The organism is Pseudomonas sp. R151218B TE3479 (assembly GCF_053629195.1).
This window is the reverse complement of record NZ_JBRJHV010000001.1, coordinates 4,291,986-4,313,796: the sequence shown is the minus strand read 5'-3', so window position 1 is coordinate 4,313,796 and position 21,811 is coordinate 4,291,986. Positions and strand designations below refer to the sequence as shown.

Sequence of the window (21,811 nt, the reverse complement as noted above, 5' to 3'; positions counted from 1 at the left end):
ACATGCTAAAGACCGCCAGACCGATAAGGAGATCACCTCTGTGGTGGATGTGCAGCAAACGTTGGACTCGATTTCCCTTCGCATTCCCTTTGGCGGCGCCCTTGCCTACGGCGCCACCTTTCTTACGACGGCCAACTGACGCCCGAACCCGAGCCAAGGAAGCCGCTCATGGCAATCACCCAAAACCACCGTTTGGTGCAGGTCGACAGCCCTCTGGGCGGCGACGTCCTGTTGCTGCAAAGCATGGAAGGCAGTGAAGAGTTGGGGCGGTTGTTCCACTACGAATTGGACCTGACCTCCGAAGACCGAGCGATCACGTTCGACCAGTTGCTGGGCAAACCGATGGGCCTGACCCTGGAGCTGTACGACGGCGGCAAACGCTATTTCCACGGCATCGTCTGCAGTTGCCGGCAGTTGACCGGACACGGCCAGTTCGCCGGTTACCGCGTCAGCCTGCGGCCCTGGTTCTGGCTGCTCACGCGCACCTCCGACTGCCGGATTTTCCAGAACAAGACGGTGCCGGACATCATCAAGCAGGTGTTCCGTGACCTCGGCTTCTCCGATTTCGAAGACAGCCTGAGCGGCAGCTACCGCGAGTGGGAATATTGCGTGCAGTACCGTGAAACCAGCTTCGACTTCGTCAGTCGGCTAATGGAGCAGGAAGGCATCTATTACTACTTTCGCCATGAAAAAAACCGTCATGTGCTGGTGCTGGCCGATGCCTATGGTGCCCACTCCTCGGCGGCGGACTATGCCTCGGTGCCCTTCTACCCGCCCGATCGGCAAATGCGCGAGCGCGATCATTTCTACGACTGGCAACTGGCACGGGAAGTCCAACCCGGCTCGCTGGCGCTGAACGACTACGACTTCCTGCGCCCGCGCGCCAGCCTTGAGGTGCGTTCCAGCGTACCGCGCAACCACACCAACGCCGACTACCCGCTCTACGACTACCCCGGTGAGTACGTCCAGAGCAACGATGGCGATCACTATGCCCGTACTCGCATCGAAGCCATTCACAGTCAGTTCGAGCGTGTGCAGTTACGCGGACGCGCCCGCGGAATCGGTTGCGGTCATGTGTTCACGCTCACGGGATACGACCGTGCGGACCAGAACCGCGAGTATCTGGTGGTGGCCGCCCGTTATCAGATTCGTCAGGATGCCTATGAAAGCGGGCAGACGGACGTCGCCGAACAGTTCGTCAGCGAGCTGGACTGCATGGATGCCAACCAGGCCTTCCGTCCTCTGCCCCTCACGCCGATGCCCATCGTCCGCGGACCGCAGACTGCCGTGGTGGTGGGGCCCAGTGGCGAGGAGATCTGGACCGACCAATATGGCCGGGTCAAAGTGCATTTCCATTGGGACCGCCATGACCAGTCCAATGAAAACAGCTCCTGCTGGATTCGCGTCTCCCAGGCCTGGGCCGGCAAGAACTGGGGATCCGTGCAGCTCCCGCGGATCGGTCAGGAAGTGATTGTCAGTTTCCTCGAGGGCGATCCGGATCGGCCGATCATCACCGGCCGCGTCTACAACGCCGAACAGACCGTGCCCTACGGGTTGCCCGCCAATGCCACCCAGAGCGGGGTGAAAAGCCGTTCAAGCAAGGGCGGCTCGCCGGCCAACTTCAATGAAATCCGCATGGAGGACAAGAAAGGCGCCGAGCAGCTGTTTATCCACGCCGAGAAAAACCAGGACATCGAGGTCGAGAACGACGAGACCCACTGGGTTGGCCATGACCGCCGCAAGACCATCGACAACGACGAGACCGTGCACGTTAAACACGACCGTACCGAAACCGTCGATAACAACGAAACCATCACCATTGGCGTGGATCGCAAGGAAAAGGTCGGCAATAACGAAACCATCTCCATTGGTGTGAACCGCACCGAGGATGTCGGCAGCAACGAGAAAATCACCATTGGCGCCAATCGCACCGAGAGCGTGGGCAGTAACGAGACCATCACCATCGGTGCCGACCGCACGGAAAAAGTCGGTGCGAACGAAAAAATCACCATCGCCAGCAACCGGACCGAGGACGTGGGTGGCAACGAGACCATCGGCATCAGCGGCAACCGTAACGAAACGGTCCAGGGCAATGAAGGCATCGAGATCAACGGCAACCAGAGTACCCAGATCGGCCAGAACGAATCCCGCGACGTCGCCCAGAACCGCAACACGGGCATCAAGCAGAACGACAGCCTGGACGTGGGCAAGCACTTCGCCCTCAACGCTGGCGACTCCATCAGCCTGACCACGGGCGCGGCCAGCATCACCATGAAGAAGGACGGCACCATTGTGATCAGCGGCAAGAACATCACCATCGACGGCTCCGGCGCCATCAACATCAAGGCGAACAAGAACGTAGTCGTCAAAGGCCAGAAAATCCTGCAGAACTAGCCACGGAGTGGGCGCCATGACCGTTGAATATCATTTCCCCGTCTCCTCTACCGCCACGCCCGCGCGCGTGGATGGCGTCGTGATTGGCGTGCTGCTGGATGTGCCCGGGGCGGACGCCCTGGTGGTGGCCTTCCCGGGCTGCCCCGGCGAAACGGGCCTCGCCGCGCGCACCACCACCCCGCTCTCCCGCGAAGACATCGGCGCCCAGGTCGCGCTGATGTTCGAGGCCGGCGACCTGACCCGACCGCTGGTGATCGGTCGCATCCAGCGCCTACCGCAAACCACGACGCCAGCCGTCGCCCACCTGGACGGCGAGCGCTTGGAGTTTACAGCCGAGCGGGAAATCGTCCTGCGTTGCGGCAAGGCGAGCATTACCCTCACGCGTGAGGGCAAGGTGCTGATCCGTGGGACCTATCTTTCGAACCGGTCATCCGGCGTGAACCGTATCAAGGGCGGTTCGGTGCAGATTAATTAGAAGGTAGGCGATCCATGGAACTGCTCAACGCCAGCAAATTGGTGGCTGCCTACACCCTGGGCATTGCAAGCGACGGCCGCGAATCCCTGGTTGTGGTGGCCAAGGGTACTTTCGATCTTCCGTTGGACGGCCGCGCCGCGACCCTCGCTGACACCCAGCAACCGTTGCTGATGGCCGACACTTTTCTTGGCGAACCGGGCCTCAGCGCTCCTCTGCAGGAAATGGACTTCGCCCCGGTCAAGCCATTTTGCGATGTACTGGTGTGTGGCAAAGCCTACGCACCAGGCGGCCGGCCCGTGACGCAGTTGACCGCGGGCATTCGGGTTGGTCAGATGACCAAAGCCTTTTCCGTCCTTGGTCCCCGGCAATGGCAACCAGGACTATTGGGTGCTTCTCCTGGCTTACCCCAGCCCTTCACCGAGCAGGACATCTCGTATGCCCAGGCCTTTGGAGGCAGCCATCCGATGGCGAACGAGCCCGACATGCGTCACTGCTACCCAGCCAACCCGAGCGGTTGCGGCTGGTATCCGCACCGTCTGAATAGTGCTGACATCCTGGGCATGCCAATGCCGAACACCGAGGAATTGGGCAAGCCGATCGACAGCCCCTCTGGCGACTTTCGCCCCATGGCCCTCGGCCCCCTCGGCCGTAGCTGGCCGCAACGCGCCCGCTTCGCCGGTACTTACGACGATGCCTGGTTGGCCGACTGCTTTCCGTTTCTGCCAGGGGATTTCGACAATCGCTACTTCCAGGCGGCCCCTGACGACCAGCAGGTTCCTCACCTGCGTGGCGGCGAGAACGTACAGCTGCTCAACCTCACGCCCCAGGAGCGCGCAGGCTTTCGCATCCCCGAAATGGATGTACCGGTGACTTTCTTCCTGAAAAAAGGCGGTCATGAAACGGTGTCGGCGGTGATCGACACCTTGCTGATCGACACCGACGCTCGCCAGGTGCAGTTGACGTGGCGTGTCGCTCGCCCGCTACGGCGTAGTATTTTCGAGATTGCCCAGGTGCTGGTCGGCACGATGTCCACAGCGTGGTGGCGTGCCCGTGAGCTGGGCAAGGATTACTACCCGTCACTTGGCGCCTTGGTGAAAGCCAAGCGCTCTCCCGAGGAGACGGGCTGATGAGCGCGCTTTGCATCATTGGATCGGGAATGGTCAGCGCTGTCGGCCTCAGCGCGCCGGCGAGCTGCGCGGCGATCCGCTGTGCCATCGACAACTTCCAGGAAACCCGCTTTATCGACGGCGCCGGTGAATGGCTGATTGCCGCGAGCGTGCCTTTGGAGCAACCCTGGCGCGGCCGCACCAAGCTGATCAAGATGGCGGCCCGCGCCATTGCCGAGGCACTGCAGAGTGCTCCGGGGCTCGACCCGGAAAAGACCCCGCTGTTGCTGGGGCTGGCGGAAGCTGAACGTCCCGGTCGCCTCGCCGGTCTCGATCAGGGACTGCTGCAGGCCATCGAAGCCGAACTGGGCATCCGTTTTCATCCTGGTTCCTACGTCATCGCGCGAGGCCGGGTCAGTGCCGCCGTGGCCCTGCTCAACGCGCGTGCGTTGATACATAAGGATGGCCATCGTCACGTGATCATTGCCGGGGTCGACTCCCTCCTTAATGGAGCGACCCTGACCGCTTTCGAACAACGCGAACGCCTGCTTACCAGCGAGAATTCCAATGGCTTTATCCCCGGCGAAGGTGCCGCAGCGGTGGTGCTGGCCGCTCCCGTTGCCAATGAACAGCCGCAATTGATCTGCATCGGTCTGGGTTTCGGTGTGGAACAGGCCACGGTGGAATCCGAAGACCTGCCCCTGCGCGCCGAAGGCTTGACCCAGGCCATACGGGCCGCCCTGGGCGAGGCCGGCTGCGGGTTGGAGCAGATGGATTATCGCCTGACGGATATTTCCGGCGAGCAGTACTACTTCAAGGAGGCCTCCCTGGCCCTGAGCCGCAGCCTGCGGGTACGCAAGGAGTTCTTCCATCTTTGGCACCCTGCCGACTGCATCGGCGAAGTCGGCGCCGCCATCGGCCCCGTGATGCTCGCCGTGGCACTGGCGGCCAGCCGCAAGGGTTACGGCGAAGGACCGAACATTTTCTGCCACCTGGGCAACGACGCCGGCCAACGTGCCGCCGCGCTGCTCAGTTACCAGATTGTGAGGGCCGCCTGATGGCCAACGAAGTCTTCGCCAATAATATGGAAGTGTCCTGCAAGGCGGCTGACGGCAAGTCGATCGCCTGCTTCCCGGATGTCTGTTTCACCCCACCCCAGGCCCCGCCCACCCCGCTCGGTGTGCCCATTCCCTACCCCAACACCGGCATGGCCAAGGACACGACCAAGGGCAGTCGCACGGTGAAGATCAGTGGCAAGGAAGTGATGCTCAAGGACAAGAGCCACTTCAAGACCAGCTATGGGGACGAGGCTGGGAATGCGCCGAAAAAGGGGATCGTCACGACGCGGAACAAGGGGAAGGTGTATTTCACTTCCTGGTCGATGGATGTGAAGTATGAAGGCAAGAATGTTGTCCGGCATATGGACCTGACCACCCATAACCATGCTTCCCAGCCGGGGAATACCGTGCCCTGGCCCTATACGGACAGAATGGCTCTTGCCAAGGATGTGGCCCAATGCGAAGGCGAAAGGGAACGAGCCAACACCGCTTGCGAAGGCACCAATAAAGAAACGAGCTGCCCGGATACCGAGAAGCTGAAAAATGCCATCAAAGCCCGCAGCGCCGCAAAAAAAAACGCCGGTGATGCATTTAAAACGGATCCGGCCTATCTGGCTGCACACGCCGGGGTCCAAGGCGAGTATTCGTCCTTGGCAACGAGTATCAACGCAAACGCTTGCCAAAAGGCGCTGCGTTGCTTTCTCGCCCCGTATAAACCCAACAGATGTTGCCCGGGACAAACCGGAGACCACCTCATAGATTCGGCTTCCTTTACGGACGGCCCGGCCTCCGTCGGTCAACCCAGGAACCAGCATCCGACGAAAGCCGGCTGGAGCAAATACAAGACCGACAAGGCCCCGGTAATGTGCGTCGAGGGGCCCAATCAGACCACCGCCACCCACGGGCAGATGCATACCCGGCGTGGGGTGGTGGCCTTGCATGAGGCCGATGCAAAAGGTGAATGGTCAAGGGCCAAGGCTACAGAGACAGGGGCCAAAGCGGCCAGGAAAACCTTCCCTGACTCTGATTGTTCTCAGGAGTGCCTGGAAGGCCAGTTGAATGAGTATCACGACAGGGCAAAGGACCCGGGCGAGGAGAAGCCGATCAATGCCAGTGTGTCCATGACTAGCGATCCGCAAGAGCGAGCGAGGGCTGCGGCTGAGATGATTGGAGTCGTATCTCGCCGTTAATTTACTTACATCAGGAGATCAACATGGACACTCAAGATTCACGCTTCAGGGGCCTTAGCGTCGGCACTGGGGTTGTACGCTACTCGGATCTCAGCTATTTGATTGCCACTCACGACGCAGCTATCAGCGAAGGTTACATCGATTCGATATTGATCACCCTGGATCGTGGAGCCTGGGGCGCCGCCACGGTGCCATGGCTTGCCTGCTCCGGTACGGTCTGCCATGTGCCGATCGAGCGCTACGTGATGCTGGGCACAGATGGATCGGTAGAAGCCAGTGGCGGCGGCACGGTAAAGGAAGAGGCCATCGCAAACTGCGGAGTAGACCCAAAAAAACGCGGCCCTCTTCGCGAAATCCGCGGCATCGCCAAAGGCCGGGCCTACGCCGTAGGCACCTGCCGCCAGGCCTACGTCCGCGATGACGAAGACCAGTGGCGTTGCATCGACCAGAGCGCACAGGTCGGCGACACCCCCATCACCGACACCAGCTTCGAATCGATCGACGGGTTCAGCGAACAGGAAATCTACACAGTCGGCTGGGAAGGCGAAATCTGGAAGTACGACGGTTCCGTCTTCACCCAGCAGAACAGCCCGACCAACCTGGCGCTCTACAAGGTTCGCTGCGCGCCGGACGGTTTTGCCTATGCCTGCGGCCAGCTCGGCACCTTGCTGCGGGGCCGCGATGACCAATGGGAAGTGATCGAGCATGACAGCACCCGGGAAGACCTCTGGGGCATGGAGTACTTCGATGGACAGCTGTACGTGTCGTCCACCCATTTTGTCTATCGCCTCGAGGACGGCAAGCTGATCCCCATCGACTTTGGCGACGACGCACCGCGCACGTGTTATCACCTGAGCGCGGCCGATGGGATCATGTGGTCCATCGGGCCCAAGGACGTCATGGAGTTCGATGGTGCGAACTGGAAGCGGTGCCTGCAAATTGACTGACCCTGCCTGCCCGTACATCAGGATCGATGGCTGATGAAAACACTGCCCATCGTCCTTGACCTGCATGTCGAAGAAGCCAGTTTCCTGGCCGTCCTGCGCGACTATGCATTACGCGCACCTCACTACGACCTGGACGATCTCCGCACACTCGACGAGCGCATCGACGCCCATCTCGACGGCCTGCGGATCGCCGGCCCCACGGGTTTGCAAATCCTGCTGGCCCAGCTCAGTCCCCACGCCACCGGCGAGATGTTCGCCAGCGTGGTGCTGGCTTTCGAAGCGGCTAACGGCAAAGTGCTGTCGCGGCTCAGCGAGCATTTGCGCAGTGCCTTGCAAACTGAGCGCGGTTACCTAATGGCCCTGGGGTGGCTCGACTGGGAGCACATATCGCCCTGGATCGACCGCATGCTCGCCTCCTCCGAGCCCCTGTTCCGCCGCCTCGGCCTGGCCGCCTGCGGCATGCATCGCCACGACCCCGGCCCCGCCCTGCTGGCCGGACTTTCCGATACCGACCCAAGCGTGCTGGCACGTGCCGCCCGCACGGCTGGCGAACTGCGTCGGCGTGACCTGTTCCCGACGATTCGTGCCCACCGCCAGCACGCAGACGCCGCCACGCGCTTCTGGGCCAACTGGGCCACCACCCAAATGGGCGATCAGCAGGCCTTGGAGCCTCTGCGCTCATTCGCCGAGCAACCGGGCGAGTTCCAGCACCGCGCGCTCTGCGTACTGCTGGCTTGGCAAGAACGCGAATCCAGCATCGCCTGGATACGGCAGTTGGTACAGGATCCCCGGGATCGGCGCATCGGCATCCAGGCCCTTGGCCTGCTGGGCGATCCGGTCAGCGTGCCCTGGTTGATCCAGCAGATGAGCGACCTGCCCTATGCCCGGGTCGCCGGTGAAGCCTTCAGCCTGATCACCGGCGCTGACCTGGCGTTGCTCGATCTGGAATTGCAGGCCCTGCCGGATTTCGATGCAGGCCCGAACGACAACCCTGAAGATCCCAATGTCACCATGGACCCCGATGAAAACCTGCCCTGGCCCGACCCGCAGGCAATCGAAAGATGGTGGCAAGCCAACGGCGGACACTTTCAGGCGGGGACTCGTTACATGCTGGGATTGGCCCATAGCGAACACAGCTTTCGGCAAGCCCTTGTTCGCGGCCAGCAACGCCAGCGCATCGCCGCGGCCTGCGGTCTCGCCCGCTTCCGCCCAGACGAGGTGCTTTTCCCTACCAGCGCACCGGCTTGGCGGCAAAAACGGTTGTTGGGGATGACAGCGGTGTTCGGGCGTTGATCAAGATGTTTATATAGCGCCCCGCCACTTGGCAATCACTTACCCCCTCTGGAGGCACCATGCCAAACGCAACTGGACAGAACCCTGTGGCACTCATCAGTGGGGTTGGCAGTGAGATCGGAATCGGCATGGCGATCGCGCGCAGGCTGGGCGCCGCCGGCGCCCGATTGATCGTCACCGCGAGTAGTGCACGCATCCACGAGCGCGTCGCGCAGTTGCGTGCCGAAGGATTCGAAGTCGAAGGGCGGGCCATCGACCTTACCGATGAAAACCAGGTGCGTGAGTTTATGGTGTGGGCAGAGTCCGTCTGGGGGCAGGTCGATATTCTGGTGAACAACGCGGGCATGGCCATGCAAGGCAGTCCGGAGAGCTTTTCCGAGTTGGCGGTCATGGACCTGCACACCTGGAACCTGACACTGGCGCGAAATCTCACCACGGCTTTTCTGCTGACACGGGCTGTTCTGCCCGGTATGCGGGCACGCCGATACGGGCGCATCGTCAACATCAGCTCCACGACCGGCACCCGCTGCAGTAACCCTGGTGAAGCGGCTTACAGCGCCGCGAAGGCCGCGATGGTCGGAATGAGCATGAGCCTGGCACTGGAAGTCGCCCAGCAAGGGGTCACTGTAAACAGCGTTGCTCCCGGCTGGATCGCCACAGGGTCGACCACTGCCGAGGAAGCCACCGCGGCAGGCTACACGCCGATGGGCCGGGCGGGACGTCCCGAAGAGGTGGCGGCACTGGTGGCTTTTCTGGCGTCTTCAGAGGCGAGCTACATCACGGGTGAAGTCATCGTGGTGGATGGCGGCAACTGCCTGGTGGAGAACAAGGCCCCTTGACCTGAATCCATGGCAGTACCTTTTCCCTGTGGGAGCTAGCTTGCTCGCGATGAGGGTAGCCAATCCAGCATCCCTGTCACTGAACCACCGCGATCGCGAGCAAGCTCGCTCCCACAGGGGGGGCTGGGCCAGTCATTTAAATAGTTCACTGCTCATGAAATCAATGAACACCCGCAGTTTCGGCGCCAGGTGTTTGCTTGAGGGCCAGAGCATGCGGAAGGTGCTCTGATGCCTGTTGAAGTCGTCCAGGACGGTGACCAGCTCACCGGCCGCGATGGCCTTACGCACAGTGAAATCCGGCACGCAGGCAATCCCCAGCGCATCATGCACCACGTGCAGCAACGCCTCGGTGGTGTTGCAGACCAGGTTCGCCGGCAGGTTGAGTTCCGGCTCCCCGTCCCCGTTTACCGGCCAGACTTGCATCTTGCCAGTACTGGGAAACTTGTATAACAGGCAGGCATGGCGCAGAAGATCCTTTGGTACATGCGGTGTGCCGTGTTCGGCGAAGTACCTGGGCGAACCGACCACAACGAGCTTGAACGGGCCCAACGGACGGGACATCAGCCGGGAGTCGTTCGGCTCTCCGGTCCGAATGACCGCATCGAAACCCTCCTCGATGATGTCCACCAACCTGTCGGAAAAATCCAGGTCCAGTTCAATACTGGGGTAGTGCCGCATGAAGGCGATCAGCGTCGGCATGACCAGGTCCGCAACGAGGGGCAGACTCACGCGCAGCTTGCCCCGTGGCGCTTTGCGGGTTTGCGACAGTTCCTGTTCGGCCGCTTCGACTTCGCAGAGAATACGCCGGCAACGTTCGAGGAACAGCGTCCCTTCCGCCGTCAGCGTGATACTTCGCGTGCTGCGATGAAACAGTCGCACACCCAGCCGCTCCTCGAGCCGGGCGACACTTTTGCCCACCGCCGAAGACGAAATGCCCAGCGCCCTGCCCGCCTCTGAAAAGCTGCGGGTTTCGGCCGCGCGCACAAAAAAATCAATCCCGCTCAGTGATTCCACGCCAGCCCCCCATTGCGGACATTTTTTCCGATGTGTTGTGCACTCTAGCATTCTTGTCTCGCCAAAGACGTGCACCTACCGTAGTCGACACTTATCAATCTGCGATTGACCGCGTCGTCCCGGCGGGTCAGGAGCGCTCCAAGCAGGTGACACATGACGATTGCCAACACCCCTATCGACGCCGATGCCGAGGTTGTCCAGGACACCGCGCCGCTCCCCATCGGATCACTGTTTGCCCTCGCACTGGCAGCGTTCGTGACCATTCTCACCGAAGCCTTGCCCGCCGGTCTTCTTTCACAGATCAGCGAAGGGCTGGCGATCTCCGAAGCCCTCGCCGGCCAGTTGGTCACGGTCTACGCGATCGGTTCCTTGCTGGCGGCTATTCCATTGACCGCCGCGACCCAAGGCATGCGACGCAGAGCGCTCTTGCTGACGGCTATCGCCGGTTTCGCCGTTGCCAATACCGTCACGACGTTTTCTACCCATTATGGTTTGACCCTTGTCGCGCGCTTGCTGGGTGGCGTATCGGCCGGCCTGCTGTGGGCCTTGTTGGCCGGTTATGCCGCCCGCATGGTGCCCGAAAGCCAGAAAGGCCGAGCGATTGCAATCGCCATGGTGGGCGCGCCCTTGGCGTTATCTCTGGGCGTACCGGCTGGCACGCTGCTGGGCAATCTGGTCGGTTGGCGAATGAGCTTCGCCCTCATGAGCCTGTTCGCCGTGGCCTTGATGGTCTGGGTACGACTCAAGGTGCCTGACTTTCCCGGGCAGGCCTCCAACAAACGTCTTGCCTTGGGCCAGGTCTTCACCCTGCCGGGCGTTCGTTCGGTGTTGTTCGTGGTACTGGCTTTTGTCCTGGCACACAACATTCTCTTTACCTATATCGCTCCGTTTTTGACGGCGGCGGGCCTGGGCGATCGAACGGATCTGGTCCTGTTGGTCTTTGGTGTCGCGTCGTTGCTGGGGATCTGGGTCGTCGGCGTGCTGATCGATCGCCATCTGCGGGCGTTGACGCTTGTGGGTACGGTGCTGTTCGCCCTTTCGGCAATGATGCTCGGGGCAATGAGCGACAGGCCTGCGGCGGTGTATATCGCGGTGGCCGCTTGGGGAGTTGCTTTCGGAGGGGCTGGGACGCTGTTCCAGACGGCCATCGCCAAGACTGCCGGAGACGCGGCGGATCTGGCCCAGTCAATGCTGGTCACGGCCTGGAACCTCGCCATTGCCGGCGGCGGGATCGTCGGCGGCATCCTGCTCGACCACTTGGGAGTCGTGGCGTTTGCGCCGGTCCTGGTCGTTCTCCTGCTGCTGACGTTGGCGGTGGTGTGGTCGGCCAGGCAGTACGGTTTTACAGCAGACATGGGTTGAACATGCACTCCGCTCAATGAATAGCCATCAGCGATAGACACCCGTCACTGACATCAAATCGTCATTACTGTGTCGCCGAAATGTCACGCTCCCTGGGTACTGTCCTCGCCAATGAGATCGATCTCAAGCGAGTGACAATGGCTGACTTGAAAGAAGTGGCACGTTTGGCAGGGGTTTCGCGGGCAACCGCGGCCCGCACCTTTGCCTCCCCTGAAGTGGTGCGTCCGGCGACCCGCGAGCAGGTGTTCGCCGCCGCCCGCCAGTTGGGTTTTCGGCCCAATCGTCTTGGTCGTCAGTTGCGCCTGCAAGTGACCAAGTTGATCGGCGTGGTGGTCCCCAACCTGCTCAACCCCGTGTTCGCCGAACAATTCCAGGCCATGGAGCGCGCCGCGCGTTTGCGTGGCTACAACCTGCTCCTGGCGACGACCGACTACAGCAGCGAGCGCGAAAGCGTGGTGGTCGAGGAGTTGTTGCGCCAGCGGGTTGATGGCCTGGTCCTCACGGTAACCGACGCCGAAAGCAACCGCGTGCTGCAAAGCCTGGACAGCGAGGACACGCCGTTTGTGCTGGCCTATCACCAGCCGGGCAATCCGCACTACAGCGCCGTGTCGGTGGACAACCGCGCCGGCATGGCCCTCGCCACTCGCTATCTGCTGGAAGCCGGGCATTGGCGCATTGGCATGGTCGCCGGCCCGGCCCTGCAATCGGACCGTGCTCGCCTGCGTTACGCCGGTTATTGCGACGCCATGGGCGAGGCCGGCCTCGACAGCCTGCCGGTGATTGAAATGCCCGCCCATACCCAGGCTGACTTCGCGGCCATCGAGCCCTTCCTGCAGGGGCCGCAGGCGCTCAGCGCGCTGGTTTGCTCCAACGATCTGTTGGCTATCAGCCTGATCGCGCAACTGCGTCGCAACGGCTGGCACGTGCCCCAGCAGCTCTCGGTCATGGGCTTCGATGGCATCGCCCTTGGCACTCAAATGCACCCGACGTTGTGCAGTGTGGTTCAGCCCATCGAGACCTTGGCCTGCACCGTCATCGATCAATTGCTGGCGCAGATCGCCGGCGCCACACCGGTTTCCCATTGCCTGCCCTGCCATATCCGGCCGGGGGAAAGTACTCAATCCTACGAGGAGACACTTGATGATCCGCTTCAGTAAAACCCTGGCGACGTTGCTGTTGTGCGGCGTTGCCAGCCTGGCCCAGGCCGCCGAAACGGCGATTTGCTACAACTGCCCACCGGAATGGGCCGACTGGGGTACACAGCTCAAGGCCATTGCCGATACCACTGGCGTGCAGGTCCCGCTGGATAACAAGAACTCCGGGCAGGCACTGGCGCAACTGGTCGCCGAGCAGGCCGCGCCCGTGGCGGATGTGGTGTATTACGGCGTGACCTTCGGTTTGCAGGCACAAAAAGCCGGGGTGGTCGGCACCTATCAACCCAAGGGTTGGGAACAGATTCCGGCAGGCCTGAAAGACCCACAGGGACACTGGTTTGCCATTCATTCCGGCACCTTGGGCATCATGGTCAACGTCGATGCCCTGGGTGGCTTGCCTGTTCCGCAAAGCTGGGGCGATCTGCTCAAGCCCGAGTACAAAGGCATGGTCGGCTACCTTGATCCATCCAGCGCATTTGTCGGTTACGTTTCCGCAGTGGCGATCAACCAGGCGATGGGCGGCAGCCTCGATGACTTCACGCCAGCGATCGATTACTTCCAGAAACTGGCGAAAAACTCGCCCATCGTGCCCAAGCAGACCGCTTATGCGCGGGTGTTGTCCGGGGAGCTGCCGATTCTGGTGGATTACGACTTCAACGCCTATCGGGCGCGTTACAAGGACAAGGCCAACGTGGCTTTCGTGATCCCCAAGGAAGGCAGCATCAGCGTGCCCTACGTGATGAGCATCGTCGGCAACGCGCCGCATCGGGCCAATGCCGAGAAGGTCCTGGATTTCGTCCTGTCCGACCAGGGCCAGGCGCTCTGGGCCAAGGCCTACCTGCGACCGGTGCGGGCGACGAAGATGCCTGCCGACATCGCTGCGCAGTTCCTGCCGGACAGCGATTACGCAAGGGCCGGCGTGGTCGATTACCAGCAGATGGCGGCAGTACAGGAAGCCTTTTCCGCACGTTATCTGAAAGAGGTCAAGTAAGTGACCGCCTCGGTAATAAAAGCCCGAGGAGTCCCTTCGGGCCAGTCCACGGCGCCGCGTTTGCGGCTGACCGCGGCCTGGGCCCTGGCGCCTGCGGCGGCGGTGTTGTTCGCATTCTGGTTGTTGCCGCTGGCGCACCTGATCGTGCTGGGCGGGCAACATCGCGACGGCGGCGAAAGCGGCTATTGGCAAGTACTGGGCAGTGCGCAATACCTGGGCAGCCTGGCACAGACCTGCCTGCTGGCCTTGGCAACGACCCTCGCGGCGCTCCTGGTGGGCGGCATCAGTGGCTTTTTTCTCAGCCGCCAACGTTTCTTCGGCCGTTCGCTGCTGGTCGCCTTGTTGACCTTCCCGTTGGCATTCCCCGGCGTGGTGGTCGGTTTCCTGGTGATCCTGCTGGCCGGGCGCCAAGGGTTGTTCGCCAGCCTGGGGCTCGAGCTGGCGGGTGAACGCTGGATCTTCGCCTACTCGCTGATGGGCCTTTGTATCGGCTACCTGTACTTCTCGATCCCGCGGGTCATTCTCACGGTGATGGCCGCTTGCGAAAGCCTGGATCGCAGCCTCGAAGAAGCCGCTCAATCCCTGGGGGCCGGTCATTGGCGGGTGGTCTGTGATGTCATCGTCCCCGGCCTGGCACCGGCATTGGTGTCGTGCGGGGCGATCTGCTTTGCGACTTCCATGGGGGCGTTCGGTACGGCCTTCACCCTCGGCACTCGTCTGAACGTGACCCCGGTGGCGATCTACAACGTGTTCACCAACTACGCCAATTTCGCCGTGGCCGCTGCGCTGTCGGTGGTGCTGGGGGCGCTGACCTGGGCGGTACTGCTGCTAGCCCGACGGCTGGCGAAAAATTCGAGGACTGTCTTGTGAAACGCTCAACGCTGTTTATCGGCCAGTTGGTGTTTACCCTGCTGGTCTGCGCATTCATGTTGGTGCCCGTGCTGATGTCGCTGCTGGCCGGGCTGACGCGCAATTATTTCCAGGGCATCGCCAGTGGCCTGACGTTCGATTGGTTGCAGCAGGTCTGGCAGGCCTATTCGCCGACGGTCTGGCTATCCCTGCAACTGGCCGTGGCCTGTGCACTGTGCGTCTGCGTGGTGGGTGTCCCGGCGGCTTACGCGCTGGTACGGATGAACAACCGCTTCAGCCGTGCGTTCGAGGAACTGATGGTGCTGCCGGTGGCGATGCCAGGCTTGGCCAGCGCCCTGGCGTTGCTGCTCACCTATGGGCAATTCGGTGACTTTCGCAGCAGCTGGCTGTTCATTCTCGTCGGCCATGTGCTGTTCACCTTGCCGTTCCTGGTGCGCCCGGTGATGGCGGTGATGCAACGTCAGCACTTGCCCGTGCTGGAAGAAGCCGCGGCCAGCCTTGGCGCCGGGCCGCTACGACGATTCTTCAGCGTAGTGGTACCCAACTGCCGGGCGGGGATCCTCGCCGGGGTCTTGATGGTCGTCACGCTGTCGTTGGGCGAGTTCAACCTGACCTGGATGCTCCACACCCCGATGACCAAAACATTGCCGGTAGGCCTGGCTGACAGCTATGCCTCGGCCAGGTTGGAAGTCGCCAGCGCCTACACCCTCATATTCCTGCTGATGATCGTGCCGCTGTTGATTGCGTTGCAGGCCATCAGCGCCCGCCTTTCCCGTGGAGAAAAACGATGACCGGAACCACCATTCGCCTGGCGGGTTGCCGCAAGGCGTTCGCGGACGGCACCGTTGCCGTACATGACCTGGACCTGACCATCAATGCCGGGGAAACCCTGGCGATCCTCGGCCCATCCGGTTGCGGTAAAACCACGACCTTGCGCCTGATCGCCGGTCTTGAGCGTCCGGATGCCGGGCAGGTGTTTTTTGGCGACACCGACGTCACCCGCCTGCCCATCGAACGGCGCGACGTAGGCATGGTGTTCCAGAACTATGCGTTGTTTCCCAACCTGGATGTGGCCGGCAACGTCGTCTACGGCTTGAAAATTCGAGGCATGGCGCCTGCTGAGCGAAACAAGCGTTGCTCGGAGTTGCTGGAACTGGTGGGGCTTCAGGATCATGGCAAGCGCAGCATCCACGAGCTGTCCGGCGGTCAGCGCCAGCGAGTCGCCCTCGCCCGCGCCCTGGCGCCCAAGCCTCGGGTACTGCTGCTTGACGAACCGTTGGCGGCGCTGGATGCGCAGTTGCGCGAGCGCCTGCGCAGCGAGTTGGATCAGTTGCTACGCCATCTGGGCATTACGGCGGTGTTCGTCACCCATGACCAGGGCGAAGCCATGGCCTTGGGCAATCGGATTCTGGTCATGGAACACGGTCGCGTCGCGCAGTTGGCCAGCCCAAGGGACATCTACCAACAACCGGCCAACACGTTCGTCGCCAGTTTTGTCGGCAACCTCAACGCTTTCCCAGTGATCGAGCACGCACCCCAAGGCTTGAAAGTCCATGGCGGAGAGTTGCCATGGCGGGGGGCTGGCCGGCCTGCCACCGTCTATTGCCGCCCGGAGCATTTGCGGGTGATGGACAGCGAGGGGCATCTGCGCGGGCGCCTGGTGGGCCAGTTTTTCCAGGGTGCTCAAAGCCGCCTGTTGGTGGAGGTCGGTGCCGCCCAGCCATTACTGGTAGACAGCACCGACAGCGTCATCCACGCCCCGGGTGCCCTGATCGCCTTGGCCGTCGAGCCGCAAGGGCTGTTCACCCTGTCATCGTGACATTCGTATTTTCAGAGGGTTTGTCTTGAAGCGTCCGTTTCTTGTTGCGCAAATCAGCGATTTGCATCTTAAAGCCGGGGGAAAGCTGACTTATGGTGTGGTCGATACCCTCGCCGCGTTGCGTCGTGCGATCAATCATTTGAATACCCGCGTGCCGCGTCCCGACGTTGTGGTGATCAGTGGCGACCTGGTCGACTTCGGTCGCCCTGATGAATATGCCGTGCTGCACCCCGAACTGGCGCGCCTGCACATGCCTTGCTACTTGGTGCCCGGTAACCACGACAACCGCGAGCATCTGCGGGCGGCATTTGCCGATCACGACTACTTGCCAAGCCTGGCCGGAATCCCCTTGGATTGGGTCGTCGAGGCGCATCCGCTGCGCCTGATCGGCCTGGACAGCACCATTCCCGGTGCCCATGGCGGCCGCTTGCTGGACAGCCAGTTGCGCTGGCTCGACGAACAGCTGGCCGCCCGCCCCGATGCGCCAACGTTGCTGGTTTTGCATCATCCGCCGTTTATCAGCGGCATCGGCCACATGGACCGTGAACCGTTTATCAACGCGCCGGCATTGGAGCAGGTCATCGCTCGCCACCCACAGGTTGAGCGTTTGCTGTGCGGGCATTTGCATCGGCCGATGCAGCGGCGTTTCGGCGGCAGCCTGAGCTGTGTATGCCCTGGCGTCTCCCATCAAATCGTGTTGGATCTACAGCAAACCGCTCCAGCGCATTTCAATCTGGAGCCGCCCGGGTATTTGCTGCATCACTGGCATGCCCAGGGACTGGTGACCCATAACGGCGTGTTGGGTGAGTATCCCGGGCCCTATCCTTTTTATGACGCTCACGGATTGATCGACTGATAACTCAAGGACTTTCATGGTGCTGTTCTGAAGGTGCTCCTCGGAGGTTTGAATCACTGCCCCACTCAATTGATTGAAGTTTCTTAACGTTTTTCATTCACGCCTCGGCCAATCGACTGATCGGCTGAAGGCTTCCTGCTGCCTTTTCAATATGCCCGGAACAGCGATTCCGCGGTGGAGTTCGTCCTGATGAAAGCCCTATTGCAAACACTGAGTCTTTTAACTGGCGGTGTGAGTCTGGTCCTGAGTCCATTGGCGTCGGCTGATTTTATCAGTGACAGCAAAGCCAACTTGAACTTGCGCAACTTCTACTTCAACAACGATAACCGTGATGGGGCCGCCGCGCCTTCGAAGACCGAAGAATGGGGTCAGGCCTTCATGCTCAATTATCAGTCGGGGTTTACCGACGGCACCGTGGGGTTCGGCCTGGATGCTATCGGGTTGCTGGGCCTGAAGCTCGACAGTGGCGCGGGCCGTCATGTCGGTGGCTCGATGTTTCCCAATGATGGCGACAAGGCGGCGGACCAGTGGGCGCGTCTCGGTGCCACGGCCAAGATGCGCGTCTCCAAGACCGAGCTGCGGTACGGCACCTTACAGCCGAAATTGCCGATCCTGGTCTCTAACGATGGCCGTTTGTTGCCTCAAACGTTCGAGGGAGGGCAAGTCACCAGCAATGAAATCGATAACCTGACGTTCACCGCTGGCCAGTTGGAGCACGCCACGGGGCGTGCTTCCAGCGACAGTGCCGGCCTGGCCGTTGCCGGCGGCACCCAGGAAAGCAATAAATTTACCTTTGCCGGTGGCGATTACAAACTGACCAAGGATCTGACCGCGCAGTATTACTACGCCAATCTTGAGGACTATTATCAACAGCACTTCGCCGGTTTGCTGCATGTATTACCGTTGGGTGAATACGGTTCGTTGAAAACCGACCTGCGTTACTTCAAGACAACGTCCGATGGCAAGAACAGCAGCGCCGCCGGTCGCGCCAGTGGTTACAAACTCGGTGGCTATACCAAGGACGGCAGTGGTGAAATCGACAACGATACCTGGAGCGCAGCGTTCATTTATTCGTTGGGTGGCCATGCCATTACCGCAGGTTATCAGCGTGTTTCCGAAGACAGCAACTTTACGCAACTGAACCAGGGCGGCCTGGTGGGCAAAGGTGAAGGCGGCGCGAGTCTTTACCTCTACACCGACCGCACCATCCAGACGTTCATTCAGGCCGGCGAGCGCACTGCGTTTGCTCAATATGCCTATGACTTCGCAGCACTTGGCGTTCCAGGCTTGAAGGCATCGGTCATGTACCTCAAGGGCGATAACATCCAGACGGCCAGCGGCCAGGACGCCAGTGAATGGGAGCGTGATATTTCCCTGGACTATGTGATCCAGAGCGGCGCATTGAAGAATGTCGGCTTCGGCTGGCGCAACGGGATGTCGCGAAGCGATATTGCCCGCGACCAGGATCAGAATCGCCTGTTCGTGAGCTATAGCATTCCGTTGATGTAACCTGCAGAAAGAAGGAGCCGGAAGCACGCCCACTGCGGCGCCTTTGCTCCTTCCCTGTTGCGCTGATACAACAGCGTGCACCTTCGCGGGGCACGCTGATTCGCATGATCAGGCAATAATCAGCCCGGATCGTGCAATCCCCCCCAACCATTCCTTCCTATAGTTAACCAGAGCCAAACCATCTGGAGCTGGTCCCCTATGAGCGCCCTGAACATCAACGGCCGTGAGTACACGGTCGACGTCGACCCTGGCACCCCTATTCTCTGGACCCTGCGCGACACGCTGGGCATGACCGGCACCAAGTTCGGCTGCGGCGCGGCGCTGTGTGGCGCCTGCACCGTGCACCTGGATGGCCAGGCCATTCGTTCCTGCGTGACGCCCATCTCCGCCGCTGAAGGCAAGAAGATCACCACCATCGAAGCGGCAACCAACGGCAGCGATCCGGTGGGCAGCGCCGTGCACGAGGCGTGGGTCAAACACGACGTGGCGCAATGCGGCTACTGCCAGAGTGGCCAGATCATGAGCGCAACGGCTTTTCTAAAGGCCCAGCCCAAGGGCAAGCAGCCTACGGCGGCCGAGATCGACTCGGCCATGGCCGGCAATATCTGCCGCTGTGGCACCTACGCCCGAATCCGCGCCGCGGTGGCAGATGCCGCCAAAGCCCTTGCCTGATCGGAGCTGACCATGCTGAACGAAATCTTCCCACACGAGCTCCCTCGCGCTTTGCAACATATGCTTGAACGCGGCGAGGATGACGGCCTCGCTGCCCTGCCCCGGCGCAGCTTTCTCAAGATCGTCGGCATCGGCGGGCTGGCCTTGGGGGCGTTTCCACACCTGGCCCTGGCGCAGGAAGCCAATGGCGCCGTCGCAGCGCCGCTCAAACCGACCCAGCAACCCTCCGCCTTCGTGCAGATCGCGCCCAATGGCGAGGTCACGGTAACCATCAATCGGTTGGAGTTCGGCCAGGGCGTGCAGACCGGCCTGCCCATGATTCTCGCCGAAGAACTGGATGCCGACTGGAGCCTGGTGCGCAGTCGCAACGGCAGCAACGACGCGGCCTACATGGACCCGGCGTTCGGCATCCATCTCACGGGTGGTTCCAACACGATCAAGAACAGCTACACCCAGTACCGCGAACTCGGCGCGCGAGCGCGCGCCATGTTGCTGAGTGCGGCCGCCGCGCGCTGGAACGTGGACGTGGCGAGCCTGACCACCCAGGCCGGCATGGTGCTCGGCCCGGAGGGCCGTAAAGCGAGCTACGGCGAACTGGCGCAAGCCGCGATGGCGATGCCTGTACCCGAGCAGATCACCCTCAAGGATCCCAAGGATTTCCGCATCATCGGCCAGGCCACCACACGCATCGATGCCAAGGCCAAGAGCAGCGGCCAGCAGGATTTCGGCATCGACATGCACCTGCCGGGGCAACTCACGGCGGTCGTCGCCCGACCACCGGTGTTCGGCGTCAGAATCACCTCTCTGGACGACAGCGCGGCGCGGGCCACCAAAGGTATAAAAGCCGTGCTGCGCGTACCGCTGGATGGCGGCGCTGAAGGCGTCGCGGTGGTCGCCGACAGCTACTGGCAGGCAAAGCTGGCACGCGATGCGCTGAAGGTGCAATGGAACACGTCCGCCGTGGAAAAGGTGGACAGCGAAAAACAATTGGCTCAATACCGCGAGCTGGCCAGCCAGCCCGGCCCGTTGCACTTCGATGCCGACATGACGCCGCTTGCCAGCGCGCCGCATCAACTGGACGCCGAATTTGTGTTCCCCTACCTCGCCCATGCCCCCATGGAACCGCTCAATTGCACCGTGCAGCTTGCCGGCAATGGCGCTCAGCTGTGGGTCGGCACGCAATTCCCCGGCGGCGATGCGGCGGCCGCCGCCAAGGTGCTGGACCTCAAGCCCGAGCAGATCCAGGTGAACGTGCAAACCGCTGGCGGAGGTTTTGGCCGGCGCGGCGTACCCACCAACGATTTCGTGGTGCTGGCTTGCGAAGTGGCCAAGGCCGCCCGCACTGCCGGAGTCGATGCGCCTATCCGCACACTCTGGAGCCGGGAAGACGACATCAAGGGCGGCTACTACCGCCCCATGCACCTGCACCGTGCGCGCATCGGTTTTGATGACAGTGGCAAGGTTCTCGCCTGGGACCACGCCTTGGTTGGCCAATCGATCATCACCGGCACCGTGTTTGGCGGGCGGGTGAAAAATGGCATCGACCCGACCGCTACCGAGGGCCTGCGCAACCCGTATCCGCTGCCCATGCGGCTGACGGTGCATCACCCGAAACTCAACGTCCCCGTACTGTGGTGGCGCAGCGTCGGTTCCACCCATACGGCTTTTGTGATGGAAACACTGATCGACGAGATCGCCCGCACCACCAAACAGGATCCGGTGGCGTACCGGATGAAGTTGTTTGGCGACCAGAGCCCACGCCATAGCGCGGCGCTGCAATTGGCCGTGGACAAGAGCGAGTACGGCAAGCGCCAGCTACCGGCGGGCCATGCCTGGGGCGTGGCGGTCCACGAGTCGTTCAGTTCGGTGGTGGCTTATGTGGTCGAGGCCTCGGTGCAGGATGGCCGTCCGGTGCTGCACAACGTGACCGCTGGCGTGCACTGCAACCTGGCCGTCAACCCACGCAGTGTCGAGGCCCAGGTCCAGGGCGCGGCGCTGATGGGCTTGTCGATGTGCCTGCCCGGGGGCGCCATCACCCTGAAAGACGGCGTCGTGCAGCAGAGCAATTTCGCTGACTTCAGCGTGCCGCGCATTACCGACATGCCGGAGTTCGCCGTCCACATCGTGCCCAGCGCCGAGCCGCCCACGGGAATGGGCGAACCCGGCCTGCCTGCGTTGGCCCCGGCGTTTGCCAACGCCGTGGCGAGCCTGACGGGCAAACCGTTGCGTGAGTTGCCGTTCAAGTTGACGTAACGGGCGACG

At 61.8% G+C, this 21,811-nt stretch carries 19 protein-coding genes; 18 read left to right on the top strand and 1 reads right to left on the bottom strand.

The features are described from left to right. Window positions 1-168 precede the first annotated feature (168 nt). Genes AB7M32_RS18465 through AB7M32_RS18430 form a run of 8 tightly spaced genes read left to right on the top strand, consistent with a single transcriptional unit; the run spans window position 169 to window position 9,302 of the window. The gene (locus AB7M32_RS18465) at window positions 169-2,394 is read left to right on the top strand and encodes a type VI secretion system Vgr family protein (protein WP_454250864.1); all 2,226 of its coding nucleotides are present in this window, start codon (window positions 169-171) and stop codon (window positions 2,392-2,394) included. Between the two features lie 16 nt (window positions 2,395-2,410). Next, window positions 2,411-2,869 carry a DUF6484 domain-containing protein gene (locus tag AB7M32_RS18460; protein WP_454250863.1) on the top strand — a complete coding sequence of 153 codons (459 nt, stop codon included), beginning with the start codon at window positions 2,411-2,413 and terminating at the stop codon, window positions 2,867-2,869. Between the two features lie 14 nt (window positions 2,870-2,883). Continuing rightward, window positions 2,884-3,996 (top strand): DUF2169 family type VI secretion system accessory protein, encoded by a 1,113-nt coding sequence (locus tag AB7M32_RS18455; RefSeq protein ID WP_454250862.1) that lies wholly within the window; start codon window positions 2,884-2,886, stop codon window positions 3,994-3,996. Beyond that, window positions 3,993-5,033 carry a 3-oxoacyl-ACP synthase gene (locus AB7M32_RS18450; RefSeq protein WP_092326538.1) on the top strand — a complete coding sequence of 347 codons (1,041 nt, stop codon included), beginning with the start codon at window positions 3,993-3,995 and terminating at the stop codon, window positions 5,031-5,033. Before AB7M32_RS18455 ends, AB7M32_RS18450 begins: the two co-directional genes overlap by 4 nt. Next, on the top strand, window positions 5,033-6,223 hold the full coding sequence (locus AB7M32_RS18445) for a PAAR-like domain-containing protein (protein ID WP_454250861.1): 1,191 nt from the start codon (window positions 5,033-5,035) through the stop codon (window positions 6,221-6,223). Before AB7M32_RS18450 ends, AB7M32_RS18445 begins: the two co-directional genes overlap by 1 nt. A 23-nt stretch (window positions 6,224-6,246) precedes the next feature. After that, window positions 6,247-7,170 carry a hypothetical protein gene (locus tag AB7M32_RS18440; protein ID WP_454250860.1) on the top strand — a complete coding sequence of 308 codons (924 nt, stop codon included), beginning with the start codon at window positions 6,247-6,249 and terminating at the stop codon, window positions 7,168-7,170. Between the two features lie 33 nt (window positions 7,171-7,203). After that, the gene (locus AB7M32_RS18435; RefSeq protein WP_454250859.1) at window positions 7,204-8,463 is read left to right on the top strand and encodes a TIGR02270 family protein; all 1,260 of its coding nucleotides are present in this window, start codon (window positions 7,204-7,206) and stop codon (window positions 8,461-8,463) included. Between the two features lie 59 nt (window positions 8,464-8,522). Next, the gene (locus AB7M32_RS18430; protein WP_454250858.1) at window positions 8,523-9,302 is read left to right on the top strand and encodes an SDR family NAD(P)-dependent oxidoreductase; all 780 of its coding nucleotides are present in this window, start codon (window positions 8,523-8,525) and stop codon (window positions 9,300-9,302) included. A gap of 132 nt (window positions 9,303-9,434) precedes the next feature. Here the strand turns inward: AB7M32_RS18430 and AB7M32_RS18425 are convergent, their stop codons facing one another. Next, window positions 9,435-10,316 carry a LysR family transcriptional regulator gene (locus AB7M32_RS18425; protein WP_454250857.1) on the bottom strand — a complete coding sequence of 294 codons (882 nt, stop codon included), beginning with the start codon at window positions 10,314-10,316 and terminating at the stop codon, window positions 9,435-9,437. A 153-nt stretch (window positions 10,317-10,469) separates the two neighbouring features. Here AB7M32_RS18425 and AB7M32_RS18420 point away from each other — a divergent pair, with 153 nt between their 5' ends. The 10 genes from AB7M32_RS18420 (at window position 10,470) to AB7M32_RS18375 (ending at window position 21,802) form a co-directional block, all read left to right on the top strand. Next, window positions 10,470-11,678 carry an MFS transporter gene (locus AB7M32_RS18420; RefSeq protein WP_454250856.1) on the top strand — a complete coding sequence of 403 codons (1,209 nt, stop codon included), beginning with the start codon at window positions 10,470-10,472 and terminating at the stop codon, window positions 11,676-11,678. Window positions 11,679-11,815: 137 nt separating this feature from the next. After that, window positions 11,816-12,835: a LacI family DNA-binding transcriptional regulator gene (locus tag AB7M32_RS18415; RefSeq protein WP_454250855.1), complete on the top strand. Its 1,020-nt coding sequence runs from the start codon at window positions 11,816-11,818 to the stop codon at window positions 12,833-12,835. Next, on the top strand, window positions 12,819-13,823 hold the full coding sequence (locus AB7M32_RS18410; protein ID WP_407804323.1) for an ABC transporter substrate-binding protein: 1,005 nt from the start codon (window positions 12,819-12,821) through the stop codon (window positions 13,821-13,823). The genes AB7M32_RS18415 and AB7M32_RS18410 overlap by 17 nt, the downstream gene beginning before the upstream one ends. A gap of 15 nt (window positions 13,824-13,838) precedes the next feature. Continuing rightward, window positions 13,839-14,693, top strand: coding sequence for an ABC transporter permease (locus AB7M32_RS18405; protein WP_454252164.1), 855 nt, complete (start codon window positions 13,839-13,841; stop codon window positions 14,691-14,693). After that, complete coding sequence (locus AB7M32_RS18400) at window positions 14,690-15,484, top strand: ABC transporter permease (protein WP_092326518.1); 795 nt, start codon at window positions 14,690-14,692, stop codon at window positions 15,482-15,484. Before AB7M32_RS18405 ends, AB7M32_RS18400 begins: the two co-directional genes overlap by 4 nt. Further along, entirely contained in the window at window positions 15,481-16,512 is a 1,032-nt protein-coding gene (locus tag AB7M32_RS18395; protein WP_454250854.1) for an ABC transporter ATP-binding protein, read from the top strand. Before AB7M32_RS18400 ends, AB7M32_RS18395 begins: the two co-directional genes overlap by 4 nt. Window positions 16,513-16,537: 25 nt before the next feature. Further along, on the top strand, window positions 16,538-17,368 hold the full coding sequence (locus AB7M32_RS18390) for a phosphodiesterase (protein WP_454250853.1): 831 nt from the start codon (window positions 16,538-16,540) through the stop codon (window positions 17,366-17,368). A gap of 189 nt (window positions 17,369-17,557) precedes the next feature. Then, on the top strand, window positions 17,558-18,877 hold the full coding sequence (locus tag AB7M32_RS18385; RefSeq protein ID WP_454250852.1) for an OprD family porin: 1,320 nt from the start codon (window positions 17,558-17,560) through the stop codon (window positions 18,875-18,877). Between the two features lie 198 nt (window positions 18,878-19,075). After that, window positions 19,076-19,549 carry a (2Fe-2S)-binding protein gene (locus tag AB7M32_RS18380; protein WP_072405555.1) on the top strand — a complete coding sequence of 158 codons (474 nt, stop codon included), beginning with the start codon at window positions 19,076-19,078 and terminating at the stop codon, window positions 19,547-19,549. 12 nt (window positions 19,550-19,561) lie between these two features. After that, window positions 19,562-21,802, top strand: coding sequence for a molybdopterin cofactor-binding domain-containing protein (locus AB7M32_RS18375; protein WP_454250851.1), 2,241 nt, complete (start codon window positions 19,562-19,564; stop codon window positions 21,800-21,802). Window positions 21,803-21,811: the final 9 nt, after the last annotated feature.